Source organism: Cohnella xylanilytica (genome assembly GCF_014212175.1).
GTDB lineage: Bacteria > Bacillota > Bacilli > Paenibacillales > Paenibacillaceae > Cohnella > Cohnella xylanilytica.
Map to the genome: position 1 here is coordinate 1 of NZ_JACJVR010000005.1, position 18,573 is coordinate 18,573.

General features: G+C 63.0%; 19 protein-coding genes and 1 riboswitch. All 19 genes read left to right on the forward strand.

Features of this window, described 5'->3' with window-relative positions:
- Positions 1-2 precede the first annotated feature (2 nt).
- Positions 3-407: a stage V sporulation protein AB gene (locus H7B90_RS01725; protein ID WP_185134147.1), complete on the forward strand. Its 405-nt coding sequence runs from the start codon at positions 3-5 to the stop codon at positions 405-407.
- Between the two features lie 303 nt (positions 408-710).
- The gene (locus H7B90_RS01730) at positions 711-2,342 is read left to right on the forward strand and encodes a spore germination protein (protein ID WP_185134324.1); all 1,632 of its coding nucleotides are present in this window, start codon (positions 711-713) and stop codon (positions 2,340-2,342) included.
- Positions 2,343-2,506: 164 nt separating this feature from the next.
- Positions 2,507-3,838 (forward strand): diaminopimelate decarboxylase, encoded by a 1,332-nt coding sequence (gene lysA, locus H7B90_RS01735; RefSeq protein ID WP_185134148.1) that lies wholly within the window; start codon positions 2,507-2,509, stop codon positions 3,836-3,838.
- Positions 3,839-3,854: 16 nt separating this feature from the next.
- The gene (locus H7B90_RS01740; RefSeq protein ID WP_185134149.1) at positions 3,855-4,289 is read left to right on the forward strand and encodes a peptidylprolyl isomerase; all 435 of its coding nucleotides are present in this window, start codon (positions 3,855-3,857) and stop codon (positions 4,287-4,289) included.
- Positions 4,290-4,662: 373 nt separating this feature from the next.
- Positions 4,663-4,865: riboswitch (FMN riboswitch) on the forward strand.
- A gap of 270 nt (positions 4,866-5,135) precedes the next feature.
- Positions 5,136-6,230: a bifunctional diaminohydroxyphosphoribosylaminopyrimidine deaminase/5-amino-6-(5-phosphoribosylamino)uracil reductase RibD gene (gene ribD / locus H7B90_RS01745; RefSeq protein ID WP_311772666.1), complete on the forward strand. Its 1,095-nt coding sequence runs from the start codon at positions 5,136-5,138 to the stop codon at positions 6,228-6,230.
- Between the two features lie 38 nt (positions 6,231-6,268).
- Entirely contained in the window at positions 6,269-6,946 is a 678-nt protein-coding gene (ribE, locus tag H7B90_RS01750) for a riboflavin synthase (protein WP_185134150.1), read from the forward strand.
- Positions 6,947-6,966: 20 nt separating this feature from the next.
- Positions 6,967-8,262 carry a bifunctional 3,4-dihydroxy-2-butanone-4-phosphate synthase/GTP cyclohydrolase II gene (locus H7B90_RS01755; protein ID WP_221481884.1) on the forward strand — a complete coding sequence of 432 codons (1,296 nt, stop codon included), beginning with the start codon at positions 6,967-6,969 and terminating at the stop codon, positions 8,260-8,262.
- Positions 8,263-8,285: 23 nt separating this feature from the next.
- Positions 8,286-8,756, forward strand: coding sequence for a 6,7-dimethyl-8-ribityllumazine synthase (gene ribH, locus H7B90_RS01760; RefSeq protein WP_185134151.1), 471 nt, complete (start codon positions 8,286-8,288; stop codon positions 8,754-8,756).
- A gap of 135 nt (positions 8,757-8,891) precedes the next feature.
- Positions 8,892-9,692: a segregation and condensation protein A gene (locus H7B90_RS01765; RefSeq protein ID WP_185134152.1), complete on the forward strand. Its 801-nt coding sequence runs from the start codon at positions 8,892-8,894 to the stop codon at positions 9,690-9,692.
- Positions 9,661-10,275 (forward strand): SMC-Scp complex subunit ScpB, encoded by a 615-nt coding sequence (scpB, locus tag H7B90_RS01770; RefSeq protein WP_185134153.1) that lies wholly within the window; start codon positions 9,661-9,663, stop codon positions 10,273-10,275. Before H7B90_RS01765 ends, scpB begins: the two co-directional genes overlap by 32 nt.
- Before the next feature lie 68 nt (positions 10,276-10,343).
- Entirely contained in the window at positions 10,344-11,036 is a 693-nt protein-coding gene (locus H7B90_RS01775) for a DUF2953 domain-containing protein (protein WP_185134154.1), read from the forward strand.
- A gap of 71 nt (positions 11,037-11,107) precedes the next feature.
- A complete protein-coding gene (gene ytfJ / locus H7B90_RS01780) occupies positions 11,108-11,611 on the forward strand; it encodes a GerW family sporulation protein (RefSeq protein WP_185134155.1) in 504 nt (167 codons plus the stop codon).
- Between the two features lie 140 nt (positions 11,612-11,751).
- Complete coding sequence (locus tag H7B90_RS01785) at positions 11,752-12,903, forward strand: D-alanyl-D-alanine carboxypeptidase family protein (RefSeq protein WP_185134156.1); 1,152 nt, start codon at positions 11,752-11,754, stop codon at positions 12,901-12,903.
- A 30-nt stretch (positions 12,904-12,933) separates the two neighbouring features.
- The gene (locus H7B90_RS01790) at positions 12,934-13,557 is read left to right on the forward strand and encodes a nucleoside recognition domain-containing protein (protein WP_185134157.1); all 624 of its coding nucleotides are present in this window, start codon (positions 12,934-12,936) and stop codon (positions 13,555-13,557) included.
- A gap of 48 nt (positions 13,558-13,605) precedes the next feature.
- Positions 13,606-14,091, forward strand: a complete 486-nt coding sequence (locus H7B90_RS01795; RefSeq protein WP_185134327.1) for a spore maturation protein — start codon at positions 13,606-13,608, stop codon at positions 14,089-14,091.
- 40 nt (positions 14,092-14,131) lie between these two features.
- A complete protein-coding gene (locus H7B90_RS01800) occupies positions 14,132-14,869 on the forward strand; it encodes a pseudouridine synthase (protein WP_185134328.1) in 738 nt (245 codons plus the stop codon).
- A gap of 133 nt (positions 14,870-15,002) precedes the next feature.
- The gene (locus H7B90_RS01805) at positions 15,003-15,530 is read left to right on the forward strand and encodes a redoxin domain-containing protein (protein ID WP_185134158.1); all 528 of its coding nucleotides are present in this window, start codon (positions 15,003-15,005) and stop codon (positions 15,528-15,530) included.
- Positions 15,531-15,578: 48 nt separating this feature from the next.
- Complete coding sequence (gene resB, locus H7B90_RS01810; protein ID WP_185134159.1) at positions 15,579-17,255, forward strand: cytochrome c biogenesis protein ResB; 1,677 nt, start codon at positions 15,579-15,581, stop codon at positions 17,253-17,255.
- A complete protein-coding gene (gene ccsA / locus H7B90_RS01815; protein ID WP_185134160.1) occupies positions 17,252-18,514 on the forward strand; it encodes a cytochrome c biogenesis protein CcsA in 1,263 nt (420 codons plus the stop codon). Before resB ends, ccsA begins: the two co-directional genes overlap by 4 nt.
- Positions 18,515-18,573: the final 59 nt, after the last annotated feature.

Sequence of the window (18,573 nt, forward strand, 5' to 3'; positions counted from 1 at the left end):
TTCTGCTGGCCGTCGTCGGCCTGGCGGGGGGCTTCGCAGTCGGCAGCGCGTTCGTGGCCCTCTTGATCGTGCTCGACCTGATCCCGCGCCTCGTGCAGCTGACTCGGGGCCATCGCCGCTCCGGGTGGTTCGAATCGGCTCTGCTTATGGGGGCGTTGTATTGGAGTTGCGCGGATTTTTTCGATTGGGTGCTGCCGCTGCCCCTCGCCGTCCTGCTGGTGCCGTCCGTCTTCCAGGGGGTGTTCGTCGGCATGCTCGCGGCGGCGCTGACCGAAGTGTTGAATGTCATTCCGATTCTGACGAAGCGGCTGAAGCTGAAGGAGTACCTGTTCGCGCTTCTGCTCGCGATGGTGCTCGGCAAAGTAGCCGGCTCGCTCGTCGACTGGCTCATCTTGCAGCCGAAATAATCGAAGTCATCTACGGAGAAGGAGATGAAGCGGATGGAGACGAACGAACACGGCAGCATGGATCTGCGGCTGGAACGGCCCCCTGCCGGCCCGGGCCCCGGGGACGAACCGCGCGGCGGCCGGGAGGAGGCGCCGGGGATGATCCGGCCGAAGCCGGTCGAGGAGTTCATCCGGGACGGACGGGAGCGCCATGGCGGAAGCCGAAGCTTCGAGTCTCGGGAGGAGCGGCGCGACGACAGCAGCTTCGAACCTCGGGAGCAACGGCGCGACGACAGCTTCGAGGCGAGAGAGAAGCGTCATGACATGCGAAGCGCCGAGACGCGCGAGGCCGGCCGAGATTCGGGAGCGCACGATGAGCGAAGCCTGGAATCGGGACGGGGGCAGGAGTCCGAGCGCGGCCGGGAAGGCGAGAAGAACCGCGAAGCGGGAGCGGCTTCGGGAGCCAGCCAAGGACGAGGCGAAGAAGCGGAACCGGACGACCGCATCGAGCCTCGCTTCGAGGAATGGCTGGATCAATTGCGCGAATTCGCCGGCTACGAGGCGAGCTTCGACGTGCAGGTGCGCCAGATGACGTTCGGCGGACGGCGGACCGGGCTGCTGTTCCTCAGCACGTTCGCCAAGGATTCCGCCCTGACGGAGATTCTCAAGCGCCTCTCCTACCTGGATCCGGAATCCGAAGTCGATCGGGACGCGCTCGAATCGTATTTGCTCCTCTACGTGCCCGCCATTCAAGTGACGAGAACCCGTTCCCGGTCGAAAATGATCGAGGAGATGCTGATCGGCAACACGGCGCTGTACGTGGACGGCGATTCGGAAGTGCTCCTCATCGACGCGAAGCAGTACCCGGCCCGCACGCCCGACGAGCCGGTGCTCGAGAAGGTCGTCCGCGGCAGCAAGGACGGCTTCACCGAGACGCTGCTCGTCAACGTCGCCCTCGTGCGCCGGCGGATCCGCGATCCGCGCCTTCGCTTCGAGATTCTGAAGGTCGGCAAGCGGACGCAGACCGACGTGGCGATCGGCTACATCGAGGACATCGCCGATCCGAAGCTGATCGAATCGCTGCGCGACAAGATCCAGGCGGTCAACATCGACGGCATTCCGCTCGCGGACAAGCAGCTCGAGGAGATGACCGTCAAGACGAACTGGAATCCGTTCCCGCTCGTGCGGTATTCGGAGCGGCCCGACGTCGTCGCCTCGCATCTGCTCGACGGCAGCGTCACCGTGATCGTCGATACGTCGCCTAGCGTCATGCTGCTGCCGACGACCTACTTCGATCTGATCCAGCACGCGGAGGAGAACCGCCAGAGCCCGTTCATCGGCACTTACCTGCGCTGGGTGCGCTTCTTCGGCATTCTGTCGTCGATCTATCTGCTGCCGCTATGGTACCTGTTCGCGCAGAACGCGTATCTGCGCCCGCATTGGCTCTGGTTCCTCGGCGCCGACAAGACCGGCCAGCTGCCCCTGATCGTCCAGTTCCTGCTCGTCGAGATCGGCGTCGATCTGATGCGGCTCGCGGCCGTCCATACGCCGTCGCCGCTCGTCACCGCGATGTCCCTGGTATCGGCCATCCTCGTCGGGGACATCGCGGTCAAGACGGGGCTCTTCGTGAACGAGGTCATTCTATACATGGCCGTGTCGGCGATCGGCATGTTCGCGACGCCGAGCTACGAGCTCGGCCTGGCGAACCGGATCGTGAGGCTCGCGCTGCTGCTCGCGACCTACCTGTTCCAAGTGATGGGATTCGTCATTTGCGCCACCGTCATTTTCATCGCGCTCGTGCTCGTCCGCTCGTTCAACGCTCCGTACATGTGGCCGCTTCTTCCGTTCAACGCGAAGGCGCTGTTCGCGGTCGCCTTCCGCCGGCCGCTGCCGGAGAACAAGACGAGGCCGTCCATCTACCGGACGAAGCGCAACCGCAAGCAGCCGGTCGGATAGTCCGGGCGTTTGCCGCGGGGCAGGAATGCAAATGTTCCGGTAAATTCTCCATTTCCCAAGCGGACGGTTTCGGCTATACTCGGGTTATAGTGCAAACTTCAACGGATGTATCGCGTCGGTGTGCGACCCGAGTCCGAATCTTACATGTCAAAGGGGAAATAGCGATGTATTTGCATGGAACGAGCCGTATCAACGCCAAGGGTCATCTGGAGATCGGAGGATGCGACGTCACCGATCTGGCCAAGGAGTTCGGGACTCCGCTGTATATCGTGGACGAAGCGCTCGTCCGCCAGCGCGCGCGCGAGTATATGGAAGCGTTCCGCGAGACGGGGCTCCGCTTCCAGGTGGCGTACGCCTCCAAGGCGTTCTGCGTCATGGCGATGTGCCGCCTCGCCGAAGAAGAAGGCATGAGCCTCGACGTCGTCTCGGACGGCGAGCTGTACACGGCCCTGCAGGCGGGCTTCCCGCCGGAGCGGATCCACTTCCACGGCAACAACAAGACGCCGGAAGAGATCGAGATGGCGTTGAACGCGAACATCGGCTGCTTCGTCGTGGACAACTTCATGGAGCTGTCGCTGCTGAACGCGATCGCGGCCGAGCACGGCAAGACCGTCAACATTCTGCTGCGCGTCACGCCGGGCGTCGAAGCGCATACGCACGATTACATCTCGACGGGCCAGCAGGATTCGAAGTTCGGCTTCGACGTCGGCAACGGCACGGCGTTCAAGGCGGTCGAAGAAGCGCTGAAGCAGCCTCAGCTGAAGCTGCTGGGCGTTCACTCCCACATCGGCTCCCAGATCTTCGAGGTCGATGGCTTCCGCATGGCGGTCGAGAAGGTCGCCGCGTTCTCCATCGACGTCCGCTCCAAGCTTAACGTGACGTTCCCCGTCATCAACCTGGGCGGCGGCTTCGGCATCCGCTACGTCGAAGGCGACACTCCGCTGCCGCTCGGCACGTACGTCAAGGCGATCACGGACGCCATCATCAGCGAGTTCACCGCCGCGGACTATCCGCTGCCGGAGATCTGGATCGAGCCGGGCCGCAGCATGGTCGGCGATGCCGGCACGACGCTGTACACGATCGGCTCGAGCAAAGACATTCCGGGCGTGCGCAAGTATATCGCCGTCGACGGAGGCATGACGGACAACCCCCGTCCGGCCCTGTACGAATCCAAGTACGAGGCGATCCTCGCCAACCGCGCGAACGACGAGCCGAGCGAAGTCGTCTCCATCGCCGGCAAGTGCTGCGAGAGCGGCGACATGCTCATCTGGGACCTGAAGCTTCCGGAAGCGCGCAAGGACGACCTGCTTGCGGTATTCTGCACGGGCGCGTACAATTATGCCATGGCGAGCAACTACAACCGCATTCGCCGTCCGGCCGTCGTGTTCGTCAAGGACGGACGCGCAGATCTGGTCGTCGCGCGCGAGACGTACGAGAACATCGTCGGCAACGACATCATTCCGGAGCGTCTTCGCAAGCAAGCGGTCGCGAAATAAGAGAGGATGAATCGATATGGCTAAACAAGCGGTTATCAAGATGGAAGACGGCAACGAGGTCGTTCTCGATCTGTTCGAGAAGGACGCTCCCAACACGGTGGCGAACTTCGAGAAGCTGGCGAATTCCGGCTTCTACGACGGCGTCGTGTTCCACCGCGTCATTCCGGGCTTCGTCGCCCAAGGCGGCTGCCCGAACGGCAACGGCACGGGCGGACCGGGCTACGAGATCGACTGCGAGATCAACCCGAACAAGCACGAGCGCGGAGCCCTCGCGATGGCGCATCGCGGCCCGAACACGGGCGGCAGCCAGTTCTACATCGTGTACCAGCCGCAGCCGCACCTGGACGGCGTACACACCGTCTTCGGCAAGGTCGTCTCCGGCATGGAGCACGTGGACAACTTCCGCGGCCGCGACAAGATGGAATCGATCCGCGTCAGCGAAGTCGGCTGAGGCGAAGGCGGGAGGAGAAGCTTGCGAGGGCGCCGGGAGGCGTCTCTCGCAGGCTTTTTTTAGCTGCCTCTTGCGACTGCAAAGGCCGAACCGGTAGGCCGGCAAATCCGTAAACCGATCATATCGGGTAGGAGCGGGAGCGAGCCCGCCGACCTTCCAAATCGTTCTCGCTCGTCCGGAAGAAGGGGACGCGCGATTTCGCGGGAACGGCGCATCCCGCCCGGTTTCGAAGCTATCCATGGACAAAGCCGCCGGAACACAGAATGAAAAATGCCTTGCATTTTTCAATTTGGAGTGGTACCATTCCAATCAACGTTAGTTGCCGGGTTTTGCCGCCCGCCTAACGGTGATTTCGAATAGCATTGAATCAGCGACTTACCTTCGGGGCGAGGTGCAATTCCTCACCGGCGGTGATCGGCGGCCGGGAGCCGCGAGCCTCTGACGAAGAGGCCGCGTCCGGTACGCCGTCAGTCCGTGACCCGTCATTGCACCTACCGGTCAACCGGTGGGCGTGATGCGGTGGACCCGGTGCGAATCCGGGACCGACAGTAACAGTCTGGATGGGAGAAGGGAGCGCAGCGCGGCCGTGCCGCGTCCATATGGCTGCCGACGCCGGCTGGCGCCGATCGATTCCGCATGCTCTCGTGAACGGGGATGCTAAGTTCCTTTTTTCACAAGTGATTGCGGAACGGATCGCTGCAGTCTAGGCGAGTTGAAGTACGGGCTCCGACCTGTATTTCTCGTTCGGCGTCCCTATCGACGCGGAGATGAGGTCTATTTGACGCTGTGTGACCAGAGCCCCCGGGGGAATCCCGGGGGTTATTTTTGCGTAGGGAGAGGTGCGGCGTGGATCGGATCAATGACGAATTTTACATGCGCCTGGCCTTGAACGCCGCGGCGGGAGCGGCCGGACAGACGGGGATCAACCCGATGGTCGGCTGCGTCGTGGCGAAGGACGGAAGGGTCGTCGGCATCGGGGCTCACCTGAAGCGCGGCGAAGGGCATGCGGAAGTGCACGCGCTCAACATGGCGGGCGACAACGCCCGGGGAGCGACCGCGTACGTGACGCTCGAGCCTTGCAGCCATCACGGGCGGACGCCGCCCTGCTGCGAACGGCTCATCCGCGAAGGCGTGGCGCGGGTCGTCGTGGCGACGACGGACCCGAACCCCGTCGTCGCGGGCCGGGGCATCGAGCGGCTGCGCGAAGCCGGAATCGCGGTGGACGTCGGATTGCTCGGCGAAGAATCGCGCAAGCTGAACGAAGCGTTCAACAAGTACATCGTGACGGGGCTCCCCTTCGTCACGATCAAGACGGCCGTCACGCTGGACGGCAAGATCGCGACCCGGACGGGGCATAGCAAGTGGATCACGGGCCCGGACGCCCGCGAAGCGGTCCACACGCTTCGCCACCGGAACAACGCGATCATGGTCGGCGCGGACACGGTGCTGGCCGACGATCCCGAGCTGACGACGAGGCTGTCCGTCCCGGGACTGAACCCGGTCCGGATCGTCGTCGATTCGACGCTCCGGATTCCGGTTACGGCCCGCGTGCTGAACGCGGAGGCGCCGACCTGGGTGCTGACGGCGGCGCGGGCTTCCGCCGAGCGGGTCGAAGCGCTGCGCGGCGCCGGCGCGGAAGTGATCGTATGCGGCGACGGGCCGCGGGTCGACCTGGCGGCCGCCGTGGCGGAGCTCGGCAAGCGGGAGATCGCCTCCGTGCTGGTCGAAGGAGGAGGCGGGCTGAACGGCGCGCTGATGGAAGCGGGGCTCGTCGACAAGCTGATGCTGTTCTACGCGCCGAAGATAGCCGGCGCGGACGCGCCTTCGGCCTTCGGGTTCGCAAGCCCCGAGTCGATGGGGGACGCGCTTCGGATCGAGAACGTCGAGATCGAGCGCTTCGGCGACGACTGGTGCGTGACCGGATATCCGGCGAGGCGTTAATCATGGCATTGGAATCGGCTAGGAAGGAGAGTCGGGTCATGTTCACGGGACTCATCGAAGAGATCGGCGTCCTGCGCAGGGCGCAGCGAAGGGGCGAAGCGATGGTGCTGACGCTCTCCGGCTCGAAGGTGCTCGAGGACGTCAAGCTGGGCGACAGCATCTCGGTCAACGGGGTGTGCCTCACCGTCATCGCCTTCGACGGAGGCTCGTTCTCCGTCGACGTGATGCCGCAGACGTTCCGGCACACGAACCTGAGCGAGTTGAAGCCGGGCAGCCCGGTCAACCTGGAGAGGGCGATGATGGCCGGCGGCAGGTTCGGAGGCCATATCGTGCAGGGCCATGTCGACGGAACGGGCGTCATCGTCGGCCGTTCGGCGGAAGCGAACGCGGTCGTCTTCACGATCAAGCCGCACGACGAGGGGCTGCTGCGTCACGTCGTCTCCCAAGGCTCGATCACGCTGGACGGCATCAGCCTGACAGTCGCGGTCGTCGACCGGGAAGCGGGAACGCTGACGGTGTCCATCATTCCCCACACGCTCAAGGAGACCGCCTTGCAATATAAGCAAGCGGGAGATACGGTCAACGTCGAATGCGACATTCTGGGCAAGTACGTCGACCACTTGCTGAGCCAGCGGGGGCGCGGAGCTTCCGAAGCGGCGCCTGCGAGGGGCCGAGGCGGCTTGACGGAAGAGCTGCTTAGAGACTACGGATTTTAACATAGAAGGAGGACGACGGCATGAACGACGCAACGGTCAACAACGGCGAGGTTCCGTTCGTGTTCGACACGATCGAAGACGCGATCGCGGATCTCAAGCAAGGCAAGGCGATCGTCGTCGTGGACGACGAGGACCGCGAGAACGAAGGCGACCTGATCGTGCTCGCGGAGCAGGCGACGCCCGATATCATCAACTTCATGATCACGCAGGGCAGAGGGCTCGTCTGCGTGCCGATCACGCAGGAGCGCGCGGAGCAGCTTGACCTTCCGCCGATGGTCAATCACAATACGGATTATCACGGCACCGCCTTCACCGTCTCGGTCGACCACGTGTCGACTTCGACCGGCATCTCCGCCCATGAGCGGGCGGATACGGTTCGCGGCTTGATCGACCCGAACGCGGGTCCGTCGGACTTCCGGCGCCCGGGGCACATGTTCCCGCTGATCGCCAAGGACGGCGGCGTGCTGCGGCGGGCCGGGCACACCGAAGCGGCGGTCGACCTCGCCCGTCTGTGCGGCTCCACGCCCGCGGCCGTCATCTGCGAGATCATCAAGGAAGACGGAACGATGGCGCGGCTGCCCGATCTCGTTCATTTTACCAAGGAACACGGTCTTCGGCTCATCACGATCCAGGAGCTGATCCGGTACCGGAACGAGAAGGAGAAGCTCGTCAAGCGCGAAGTGGAAGTGCGCATGCCGACCGACTTCGGGGAATTCCGGGCGATCGGGTACACGAACGCGGTCGATTCCAAGGAGCACGTCGCCTTCGTGAAGGGGACGATCGACAGCTCGAAGCCCGTGCTCGTGCGGGTTCATTCCGAATGCCTGACCGGCGACGTGTTCCATTCGCACCGGTGCGATTGCGGTCCGCAGCTCGAAGCGGCCTTAAGACGGATCGACGAAGAGGGCAGCGGCGTGTTATTGTATATGCGGCAGGAAGGACGGGGCATCGGCCTGATCAACAAGCTCCGCGCTTATCAGCTGCAGGAGCAGGGTCTCGACACCGTCGACGCGAATCTGAAGCTCGGGTTCGCTCCCGATCTGAGGGATTACGGCATCGGCGCGCAGATTCTGAAGGATCTCGGCGTCCGCAGCATCCGGCTGCTCACGAACAACCCTCGCAAGATCAAGGGCTTGGAAGGATACGGCCTCAGCGTGGCCGAGAGGGTGCCGCTGCAGATGGTCGAGAACGAGGACAACAGCCGGTATCTGCACACCAAGCAAGCGAAGCTCGGCCACCTGCTGTCGTTCCGGGACGACCAGGAACCGGCCGCTGCCGTTCCGGCTATCGAACAGAACGAACCCCGATTGGGCTAACATTATTGAGAGGATGATCGAATATGGCAGTGGTTTACGAAGGCAATCTCGTCTCGCAAGGGTTGAAATACGGAGTCGTCGTCGGAAGGTTCAACGAATTCATCTCTTCCCGACTGCTCTCGGGAGCGCTCGACGCGTTCAAGCGCCACGGCGCCGAAGAGCATGAAGTCGAAGTCGCCTGGGTTCCGGGCGCCTTCGAGATTCCGCTCATCGCGCAGAAGATGGCGGAGAGCGGCAAGTACGACGCGGTCGTCACGCTCGGCGCCGTCATTCGCGGCTCCACCCCCCACTTCGACTACGTCTGCAACGAAGTGGCGAAGGGCGTGGCCGCTATCTCGCTGAAGACCGGCGTGCCGACGATCTTCGGCGTTCTGACGACGGACAGCATCGAGCAAGCCGTCGAGCGCGCCGGCACCAAGGCCGGCAACAAGGGCTGGGAAGCGGCCGCCACCGCCATCGAGATGGCGAACCTGACGAACGCGCTGAAGGGCTGAGCGCCGGATCGGCCGTCGTCTTGACGGGATACCTTCGGCCATAGGCGGAAGGATCCGAATAAGACGTCGGCGGAGAGCGATCGGCGTCAAGGAAGCGCCGCGCAGCGCAAGGCAAGGGGAAGGTGACATTCGGCCATGACGGTTCTTTACAAGCTGGAGACGTTCGAGGGACCGCTGGATCTGCTGCTTCACTTGATCGACAAAGCGGAGATCGACATCCAGGATATCTCGATCAGCGAGATTACGGACCAATATATCGAATACCTGGACGCGATGCAGGAGCTGGAGCTCGACGTGACGAGCGAGTTCCTCGTCATGGCGGCGACGCTGCTCGCCATGAAGAGCCGAATGCTGCTGCCGAAGCCTCCGGTGACGGACGAGCCCTGGGTGACCGTCGACGAGGACGAGGATCTCGATCCGCGCGAGGAGCTGATCCGCAAGCTGATCGAGTACCGGAAGTACAAGGCGATCGCGAGCCAGCTGAGGGAGCAGGAATACGAGCGAAGCCTCGTGTTCACGCGGGATCCCGCCGACCTGGCGCCGTTCGTGCCGGACGTTCCCCGGAACCCGGTCGAAGGCCTTCACGTGGACGATCTCGTCCGCGCCTTCCGCAAAGTGCTGCGGCGCGTGGCCGGACGCAACCGCATCTCGGCCATTCAACGGGACGAGATCTCGATCAAGGACCGCATCCGCGACATCATGGACGCGCTTAAGACGAAGGCGGCGGAAGGGGAGAGCAAGGTGCTGTTCTCCTCCTTGATCGGGGAGCGGATGGACCGGCAGGAAGTCGTCGTCACGTTCCTGGCCATCCTCGAGCTGATGAAGCGGCGCTGGATCGCGTGCTACCAGAATCATTTGTTCGACGAGATCGTGCTGTCCTGGACGGGGAAGGAGGTGGCGGAGGATGGACTATTCGAGATTGAAATCGATTCTTGAAGGCCTGCTGTTCGTCTCGGGCGAGGATGGCTTGAGCGCCAAGGCGATCGCCGAAGTCGTCGAGATGGACGTCGACGTCGTGCGGGACGTGCTGCGGGATCTTCAGAGCGACCTGGCCCGCGACGGCCGGGGAGTCCGCGTCGCCGAGGTGGCGGGCGGCTTCCGGCTGACGACCGCTCCCGAGCACGCTCCCTACTTCGAGAAGCTCGCCTATTCGCCGGCGCGCTCTTCTTTGTCCCAGGCGGCGCTCGAGACGCTGTCGATTATCGCCTACCGGCAGCCGATCACGCGGATCGAGATCGAAGAGATCCGCGGCGTCAAGGCCGACCGGGCGATCCATACGCTGGTCGCGAAGGATCTGATCGAGGAGGTCGGACGGGCGGACGCCCTCGGACGGCCGATCCTGTACGGGACGACGAAGTCGTTCCTCGATTACTTCGGCCTCGCCGGCATCGACCAGCTGCCGGATCCGGTCGTCAGCGAATCGGAGGACGAGCTGGAGGAGCGCACGAAGCTGCTGTTCGAGAGAATCGAAGGGCGACAGCTGTCGCTCGACGACCTGAGAGCGCTGGAAGCGGAATGAAGCGTTGGCAACCGAATGAAATTCGCGAGGAGAAGGCCATACTATCCCCATCGAAAGGCGGGGGAAGTATGGCTTTTGTATGGTTATGGACATTGGCCGCCGCGGCGGCGGCGGCGCTCGTGACGGCGGCGCTGCTGTCCTCGATCCGCATCCGGGTCCGCTATTCGCGAAGCGGCCGGCTCGATCAGCTCGTCATCGTCGTGCGGGCGCTGTTCGGCCTCGTCCGGATGCATACGATCGTCCCCTCGATCGCGATTCGGGGCTGGGACATCGTCTATAACCAGAAGTACCGGACGGAAGCGGGGACGTTCGGCGGACGAGCCCAGAAGAAGCGCCGCTTGTCCTGGAGGACGATCGTCCGCTACCGGGGCGTCATGGAGGACCTCGTGACGTCGGCGGGAGAATTCAAGCGGTGGACGCGGCGGACGCTGCGCAAGCTGGAGTGCACCCGGTGGAGGATGGACGTGACGGTCGGAACGGGAGACGCGGCGCTGACGGGCGTCGTGTCCGGGCTGTTCTGGAGCGTTCTCGGCTGCGCCGTCGCGGCGACGGGACAATTCACGACGCTGCGGACCCATCCGCACGGCAGCGTGAAGCCGGTCTATTCCGGGGAAGAATTCACCCTCGTCTGGGAAGCGGACTTCCGCATGAGCATGGGCACGGCCTTGCTCTGCGGCATGCGGCTGGGCACGAGGGCGCTGAAGCTCGGCAAGACGCTGAAGGCGATGAGAAGGTGGGCGGCGCAGCCCGATCGCGCATGAGGGGAGAGCCCGAGGCCCGAATAGAATCGCCGGCGGACAGGCAAGCTAACGGGAGAAAGGAGGATTCCACAATGTCCGAGCATCCGATTCAAGGCCTAATGCAGACTGCCATGGAAAACATCAAGGAAATGGTCGACGTCAACACGATCGTCGGCGAGCCGGTTCAAACCCCCGACGGCAGCGTCATCATGCCGATCTCCAAGGTCGGCTTCGGCTTCGCGGCGGGCGGCAGCGAATTTATGGGAATGGACGACGCGGGAGCCCACGGCCATTCGAACGCCGGAGGAGCGCACGGCGGCGAGAACGGCAAGAACGCGCACAACGCGTCGGTCCAAATGCCGTTCGGCGGAGGAAGCGGCGGCGGGGTCTCGATCACTCCGATCGCCTTCTTGGTCGTCGGCACGCAGGGCGTCAAGGTCGTCCCCCTCGACAACCAGACCCATCTGTTCGAACGGCTGATCGATTCGGCTCCCCAGTGGGTGGACAAGATCCAATCGCTGTTCCAGCGCAACGGAAGCGAGACCGCAAGCGAACAGATCGCGATCCGTTCTTCCAACAACAGCAGCCTCATGTAACGCGCGCGGGGTCCGCCGACTCCGCTCCGGCCGCAAGGCCGGTTTTTTTGTTGAATCATTTGGGACACGCCTACATAAATTGAAGGTAGAGATCCTTAAGCAGCGGCGGCTCTTCGCAACCAAGGAGGACGAATTCACGAATGACCCGTATCCGAACCCGCAACCGTACCCGAACATGCCTTCGCGCCGGCGGACGAATCGGCAGGTTAGGGCCGCTTCTCCGAAAATCGGCTCTGCTGGCCCTCCTACCGGCCATCGCGTGGACCGCTTGGCCTTCGGCCGCATCGGCCAAGCCCGGTCAAGGAACCGACGGCCCCGGAACGCATGCCCAAGCGGCTTCCCTGGTCGACGTGACGTCGGGCCGGGTGCTCTACAGCCGCAACGGCGACAAGGAGATGCGAATCGCCAGCCTGACGAAGATCATGACGGCGATCGTCGCGATCGAGCACGGCAAGCTGGGCGATACCGTCACCGTCAGCCGGCGGGCCGCGGGCAAGGAGGGCTCCTCGCTGTATTTGAAGGCGGGGGAGAAGATCAAGCTGGAGAACTTGCTGTACGGGCTTATGCTGCGTTCCGGCAACGACGCCGCCGAAGCGATCGCGGAGCACGTCGGCGGCTCGCTCGACGGCTTCGTGTACCTGATGAACCGCAAAGCCGAGGAGCTCGGGCTGTCGCACAGCCATTTCGCCAACCCGCACGGTCTCGACCAGCCGGGACATTACTCGTCGGCCAACGACCTCGCCGCGCTGACGGCGTACGCGCTGCATAACGAAGCGTTCCGCGCCATCGTGAGGACGAAGGTGAGGACCGCTCCGAACCCGCACGAGCAATGGGATTATAAATGGGTGAACAAAAACAAGATGCTCTTCATGTACGACGGTGCCGACGGAGTGAAGACGGGGTATACGAAGCTGGCGCTGCGGTGCCTCGTCACCTCCGCCACTCGCGGCGGGCAGCAGCTCGTCGCCGTCACGCTGAACGACCGCGACGACTGGGCCGACCACCGGAGGATGCTCGATTACGGCTTCGCCCGTTATCCGCTTCAGCGCGTCGTCGCCAAGGGGGACCCGGTCTCCGGTTACCCGTTCGCGTCGCTCGGCGACTTCCGGTACCCGTTCGCCGCCGGCGAGCGGGACAAGCTGGAATCGAAGCTCGCCCCGCTCGACCCGTCGAGCGTCGAGTACCGATTCGGCTACCGAGGCAAGATGATCTTCCGGCTGAACGGCAAGGACATCGGCGCGGTGGGCTTGAAGGCGATACCCGCCGAACCGCCGGCGGCGGCCGGCGAATGAAGGCATAGGTGAACAAAGGAGGCGATCGCGATGGTGAACTGGATCTGGCTCGGCATGATTCTGTTCAGCGTCGTCTATGCCGCCGCGAACGGGCGGGTGCAGCAGGTGACCGAAGCCGCGTTCTCCGGCGCCCAGACCGGCGTAACGGTCTGCATCGGCTTGATCAGCATTCTCGTGTTCTGGCTCGGGCTTATGCGGATCGCCGAAGCGTCCGGGCTCGTGGCCAAGCTGGCCCGGGCGGTCGCTCCGGCCGTCCGCTGGCTGTTCCCGGACGTTCCGCGGGATCACCCCGCGTTCGGCTACATCCTCTCCAACATGAGCGCCAACCTGCTCGGGCTCGGCAACGCGGCGACGCCGATGGGCATCCGCGCGATGCAGGAGCTGCAGAAGCTGAACCCCGACCCGAACACCGCCACCCCGGCCATGTGCACGCTGCTCGCGCTCAATACGGCCAGCATCACGCTCGTGCCGACCACCTTGATCGCGATCCGAATGAATTTCGGGTCGCAGCACCCGACCGACATCGTCGCTTCGACGCTGCTCGCGACGATCGTCTCGACCGGCGCGGCCATCCTCGCCGACCGCTGGTACCGATACCGCAGCGGCCCGCCCCCTCTTATGATTCCATCCGCGACCGAGACGAAAGGAGGCTGAACCGTGGTCTCCTTTCTTCATGCCTTGTCGGCCTGGTCCATTCCGATCATGATCGTGCTTATCCCGCTCTACGCGGCGTTCCGCAAAGTGCCCGTCTACGAGACGTTCATCGACGGGGCGAAGGACGGCTTCCAGACGGCGGTGAGCATCATCCCGCATCTTGTCGGGATGATGACCGCCATCGGCATGTTCCGCGCCTCCGGGGCGATGGACGCGATGCTCGGCCTCGTCCGCCCGTTGTTCGAGCGGATCGGCATCCCGGGCGAAGTGCTGCCGCTCGGCCTGCTGCGGCCGATCAGCGGCTCCGGCTCCCTCGCCTACGTCACCGATCTGATCAAGACGCACGGTCCGGACTCGATGATCGCCCGGATCGCCTCCACGATTCAAGGAAGCACCGACACGACCCTCTACGTGCTGACCGTCTACTTCGGCGCGATCGGCATCCGCAAAACCCGCTACGCCCTGAAGGTCGGCCTGTTCTCCGACGCCGTCGGCTTCTTCGCCGCGGCGGCGGCCTGCTGGCTGTTGTTTTAAGCCCGTCCGCAAGGTATGATGGGTGTTGAGGTGAATGTCATTGGAACGTCTGCAGAAGATTCTCGCGAACGCCGGCGTCGCATCGCGGCGCAAGTGCGAAGAGCTGATCACGGCCGGCAAGGTGACGGTCAACGACAAGGTCGTGACGGAACTCGGCGCGAAGGCCGATCCCTTCGTCGACGTCATCGCGGTGAACGGCAGGAAGATCAAGAACGAATCGAAGGTTTACCTGATTTTCAACAAGCCCAAGGGCGTCATTACGAGCTTGAGCGATCCGAAGGGGCGCTCGATCGTCGCGGACTACCTGAAGGACGTCAAGGAGCGGGTGTACCCCGTCGGACGGCTGGATTACGATACGGAGGGGCTGCTGCTCCTGACCAACGACGGAGACCTGGCGCATAAGCTGACCCACCCGAAGCACCACGTGCCGAAGACGTACCTGGCGACCGTCGAGCGGATTCCGCACGGCGACGCGCTGGCCAAGCTGGCCAAGGGCATCAAGCTGGAGGACGGCATGACCGCTCCCGCCGAGGTCGAATACCACGACGTCGATCCCGACAACAAGCAGGCGACGATCTCGATTACGATCCGCGAGGGCCGCAACCGGCAGGTGCGCCGTATGTTCGAAGCGATCCATCATCCGGTCATCCGGCTGAAGCGGATCGCGTTCGGCGGCATTACGCTGGACAACCTGCAGAGGGGCAAGTACCGCAAGCTGACCAAGGAAGAGCTGCTCGCGCTTCGTGCGGCGGCCGAATCTGCGCCGGATCGTGATTGAAGTCACACAATGTTCAAAACCGGAGGTCGGGACGGTCGTCCCTGGCCCCGGTATTTTCGTTATAATCGAGTAAAACGGTTACGATTCCCATTCCGGGGCGGATCCGTCAGCCCAATCGTACGGTGGTGATAACGTGAAGCGTTACCGCAAACCCATTCAATACGTCATTCTGGCGTTCGTCATCCTGATCGGCGGATACGCGATCGGCCGCTCGTTCTTCCACTCGAAGGAAGTGCTGAAGGCCGGAAGCGAGGCCCCGTCGTTCGTTCTGGCCGATCTGCAGGGCGAGACGCATTCGTTGGAGTCGTACCGGGGCAAGCCTCTCGTGCTCAATTTCTGGGGGACGTTCTGTCCGCCTTGCCGCAACGAGATGCCTGCTCTGCAGGCCGAATACGACAAATGGAAGGACCAGGGGCTCCAGCTGGTCGGCATCAACCTGAGCGAGGACCGGATCACGGTGCAGAGATTCGCTTCGGGAGTCGGGGCGTACTTCCCGATCCTGCTCGACAGGAACAAGAAGACGGAGAAGCTGTACGGCCTGAAGGAATACCCGACGACGTACTTCATCTCGGCGGACGGGGTCATTCAGGACGTCGTCGTCGGGGGACCGATGAGCGAGGAAGACATCGACTCGCGGATCCGGAAGCTGTTCCAACAGTAGTAACGCGTCCAGCGCGAACGTTCGCTTTAAATTAGGAGGCTGTGTCGGTTGTTTCAGAACACCAAATGCGAATGCGGACACCAGAATCCGACGGGGACGGTCCTCTGCGAATCGTGCGGCAAGCCGCTCGTGGAGGACCTGCCTCTCGACAGTCCGCTCGAGATGAGATACGACGGCGCCGCCAGACGCTCGCAGAAGGCCAACCCGGATCTGATCGACCGGGTCTGGAACTTCTTCTCGTCGGTGAAGATCGCCGTCTATTTGATCGTCATCACGCTCATAGGCGCCGCCATCGGCACGATCTATCCGCAGGAGAACACGTTCATCAACCTCGACGATCCCGCCCAGTACTATAAGGACACGTACGGGACGTGGGGACAGATCTATCAAACGCTCGGCTTCTCCCGCACGTACGAGTCGTGGTGGTTCGTCGGGCTGCTCGTCATGATCGGAACGTCGCTCGTCATCTGCAGCCTCGACCGGGTGCTGCCGCTGTACAAGGCGCTGTCGAAGCAGCAGGTGCGCAAGCACCTGACGTTCATCAACCGTCAGCAGACGGTCTACAGCGGAACGCTGGAGCAGGACCCGGAAGCATGGACCGCGGCCTTCGAGCAGCAGCTGAAGCGCAAGCGCTACCGCGTCTGGCGCGACGGCACCGCGCTGCTGGCCGAGAAGAACCGGTTCAGCCGCTGGGGGCCGTACATCAACCATATCGGGCTGATCGTCTTCCTGCTCGCCGTCCTCGGCCGCGGAGTGCCCGCCTGGCACATGGACCAGTACGTGTCCATCGACGAAGGGCAGACGAAGCCGATTCCGAACACGAACTATTACGTGAAGAACGAGAAGTTCACCGTCGAGTTCTACAAGGACGAGGAGCTTCCCGAAGGGCTGAAGGGAACGAACCGGGCGAAGCTGTACGAGACGAAGGCGGTCCTGTACGCTTGCACGCAATATTGCGACGATCCGGTGAAGGACCCGGTGCTGACCGAAGTCGAGAAGCACGACATTCATGTCAACAGCCCGCTCTCTTATAAAGGGTTGAAATTATACCAATACAATTACGAGGAACGGATTCGCCTGATCTCGGTCCGTCCGATGCTCGTCGATTCGCAGACCGGACAATCGTACGGTCCGTTCGACCTGCCGATGAACAATCCGCCATTGACTTATAAGGCCGGGCCTTATACGCTGAAATTAAGCGACGTTTTCCCCGATTTTGGCATGGACGAGCAGAATCGGCCGATGACGAAGTCGCGCGATCCGAACAATCCCGCGTTCGTCTTCATCGTGACGGGCCCCGGCCTGCCCGAAGACGGAGAGATCTATATCTACTTCCCGCTGCCGACCGCCGAAGACAAGACGCTTCAGCAGCAGATCAACGCCAGCTTCCAGAAGAGCGGCAACAATTCCGGAAGGTTCTCCTTCCAGGTCGGGAAGATGGAGAACGTCAAGTTCTCGCAATACACGACTTATCTGAACGTGCGCGTCGACCGCGCGATGCCGTACATCTGGGTCGGCGCGGCCATCTCGATGATCGGTCTCGTCATGGGCTTCTACTGGCAGCACCGCCGCATCTGGCTGCGGATCGACGACGGGAAGCTCTCGCTGGGCGCCCATACGAACAAGAATACGTACGGCATTCGGGCCGAAGTGGCCGCCGCGCTGGGCAAGACCGGTATCCAGGTCGATCCCAAGGCGTTGGATAACAGGAGGAATACACGTTGAATTCTTGGCTCCATACTAGCAGCAACGCGTTTATCGTCGCCTTTTTCCTCTATTGCTTCTCGTTCATCGGTTACGCCGTCGCCGTCGCCGGCCGCCGCTGGAGCAACCGCGACCCGGAAGCCCATACGAAGCGCTGGGGGCGGATCGCGTTCGCCCTCGCCATTCTGGGCTGGATCGCGCATCTGACCTTCTTCTTCACGCGCTGGAAGGGCGGAGGGCACATTCCGACGAGCAACATGTACGAGTTCATGACCTTCCTCGGCATGGCCATCATGTTCGCGTTCATCGTCGTCAACCTGATCTACAAGAATCCGCTCGTCGGCGCCTTCGCGACGCCGCTCGTCGTTATCATCATCGCCTACGCGTCCGTCTTCCCGTCCGAGGTGCAGCCTCTGATCCCGGCGCTCAACTCGATCTGGCTCAAGGTGCACGTTACGACGGCGGCTACGGGCGAAGCGTTCTTCGCGGTCGGCTTCGCCGCCGCGCTCGTCCAGCTGCTCCGGGTCGTCGACTTCTCCCGCACGGACAAGGCCGGCAAGCGCCAGCAGCGCTGGGTCGAAGGCGTGCTGTTCTTCATCATTATCGTCGTCGGCTTCCTCGTATCGGTGTTCGGCTTCCGGGCGGGAGGCTACCATGCCGAGTTCCGGCAGGAGCAGTTCCGCATCGACCAGCAGGGCAACGAGGTGTCCACGGTGGCGAAGGTCGAATACGGGCTGCCTCCGATCGTGAAGCCCTACAACAGCGAGACGCTGTCCATGGACTCGTTCCTCGGCGTCGACAAGCCGCTGTTCGAAGCTCCGTCCTGGATGAACGGCGTCAACGCGGGCCGCAAGCTCAACACGGTCATCTGGTCGATCATCTCCGGCCTCATTCTGTACGGCCTGATCCGGCTCGTCCTTCGCAAGCCGCTGGCGGCGAAGATTCATCCGTACCTGGACGGCATCGACCCGGAAGACCTGGACGAGATCAGCTATCGCGCGATCGCCATCGGGTTCCCGGTGTTCACGCTGGGAGCGCTGATCTTCGCGATGATCTGGGCGCAAATCGCCTGGTCGCGCTTCTGGGGCTGGGACCCGAAGGAAGTGTGGGCGCTCATCACCTGGCTCTTCTACAGCGCTTATCTGCACCTTCGCCTATCCCGCGGCTGGCAGGGGACGCGTTCCGCCTGGCTCGCGGTTATCGGCTTCATCGTCGTTCTGTTCACGCTGATCGGCGTCAACCTGGTGATCGCCGGTCTGCATTCCTACGCCGGCGTCTAAGCAGCGCGTGCGGATAGCGAGTGATCTTGTACCAACCAGCAGCCTTATACGAAGGAGTC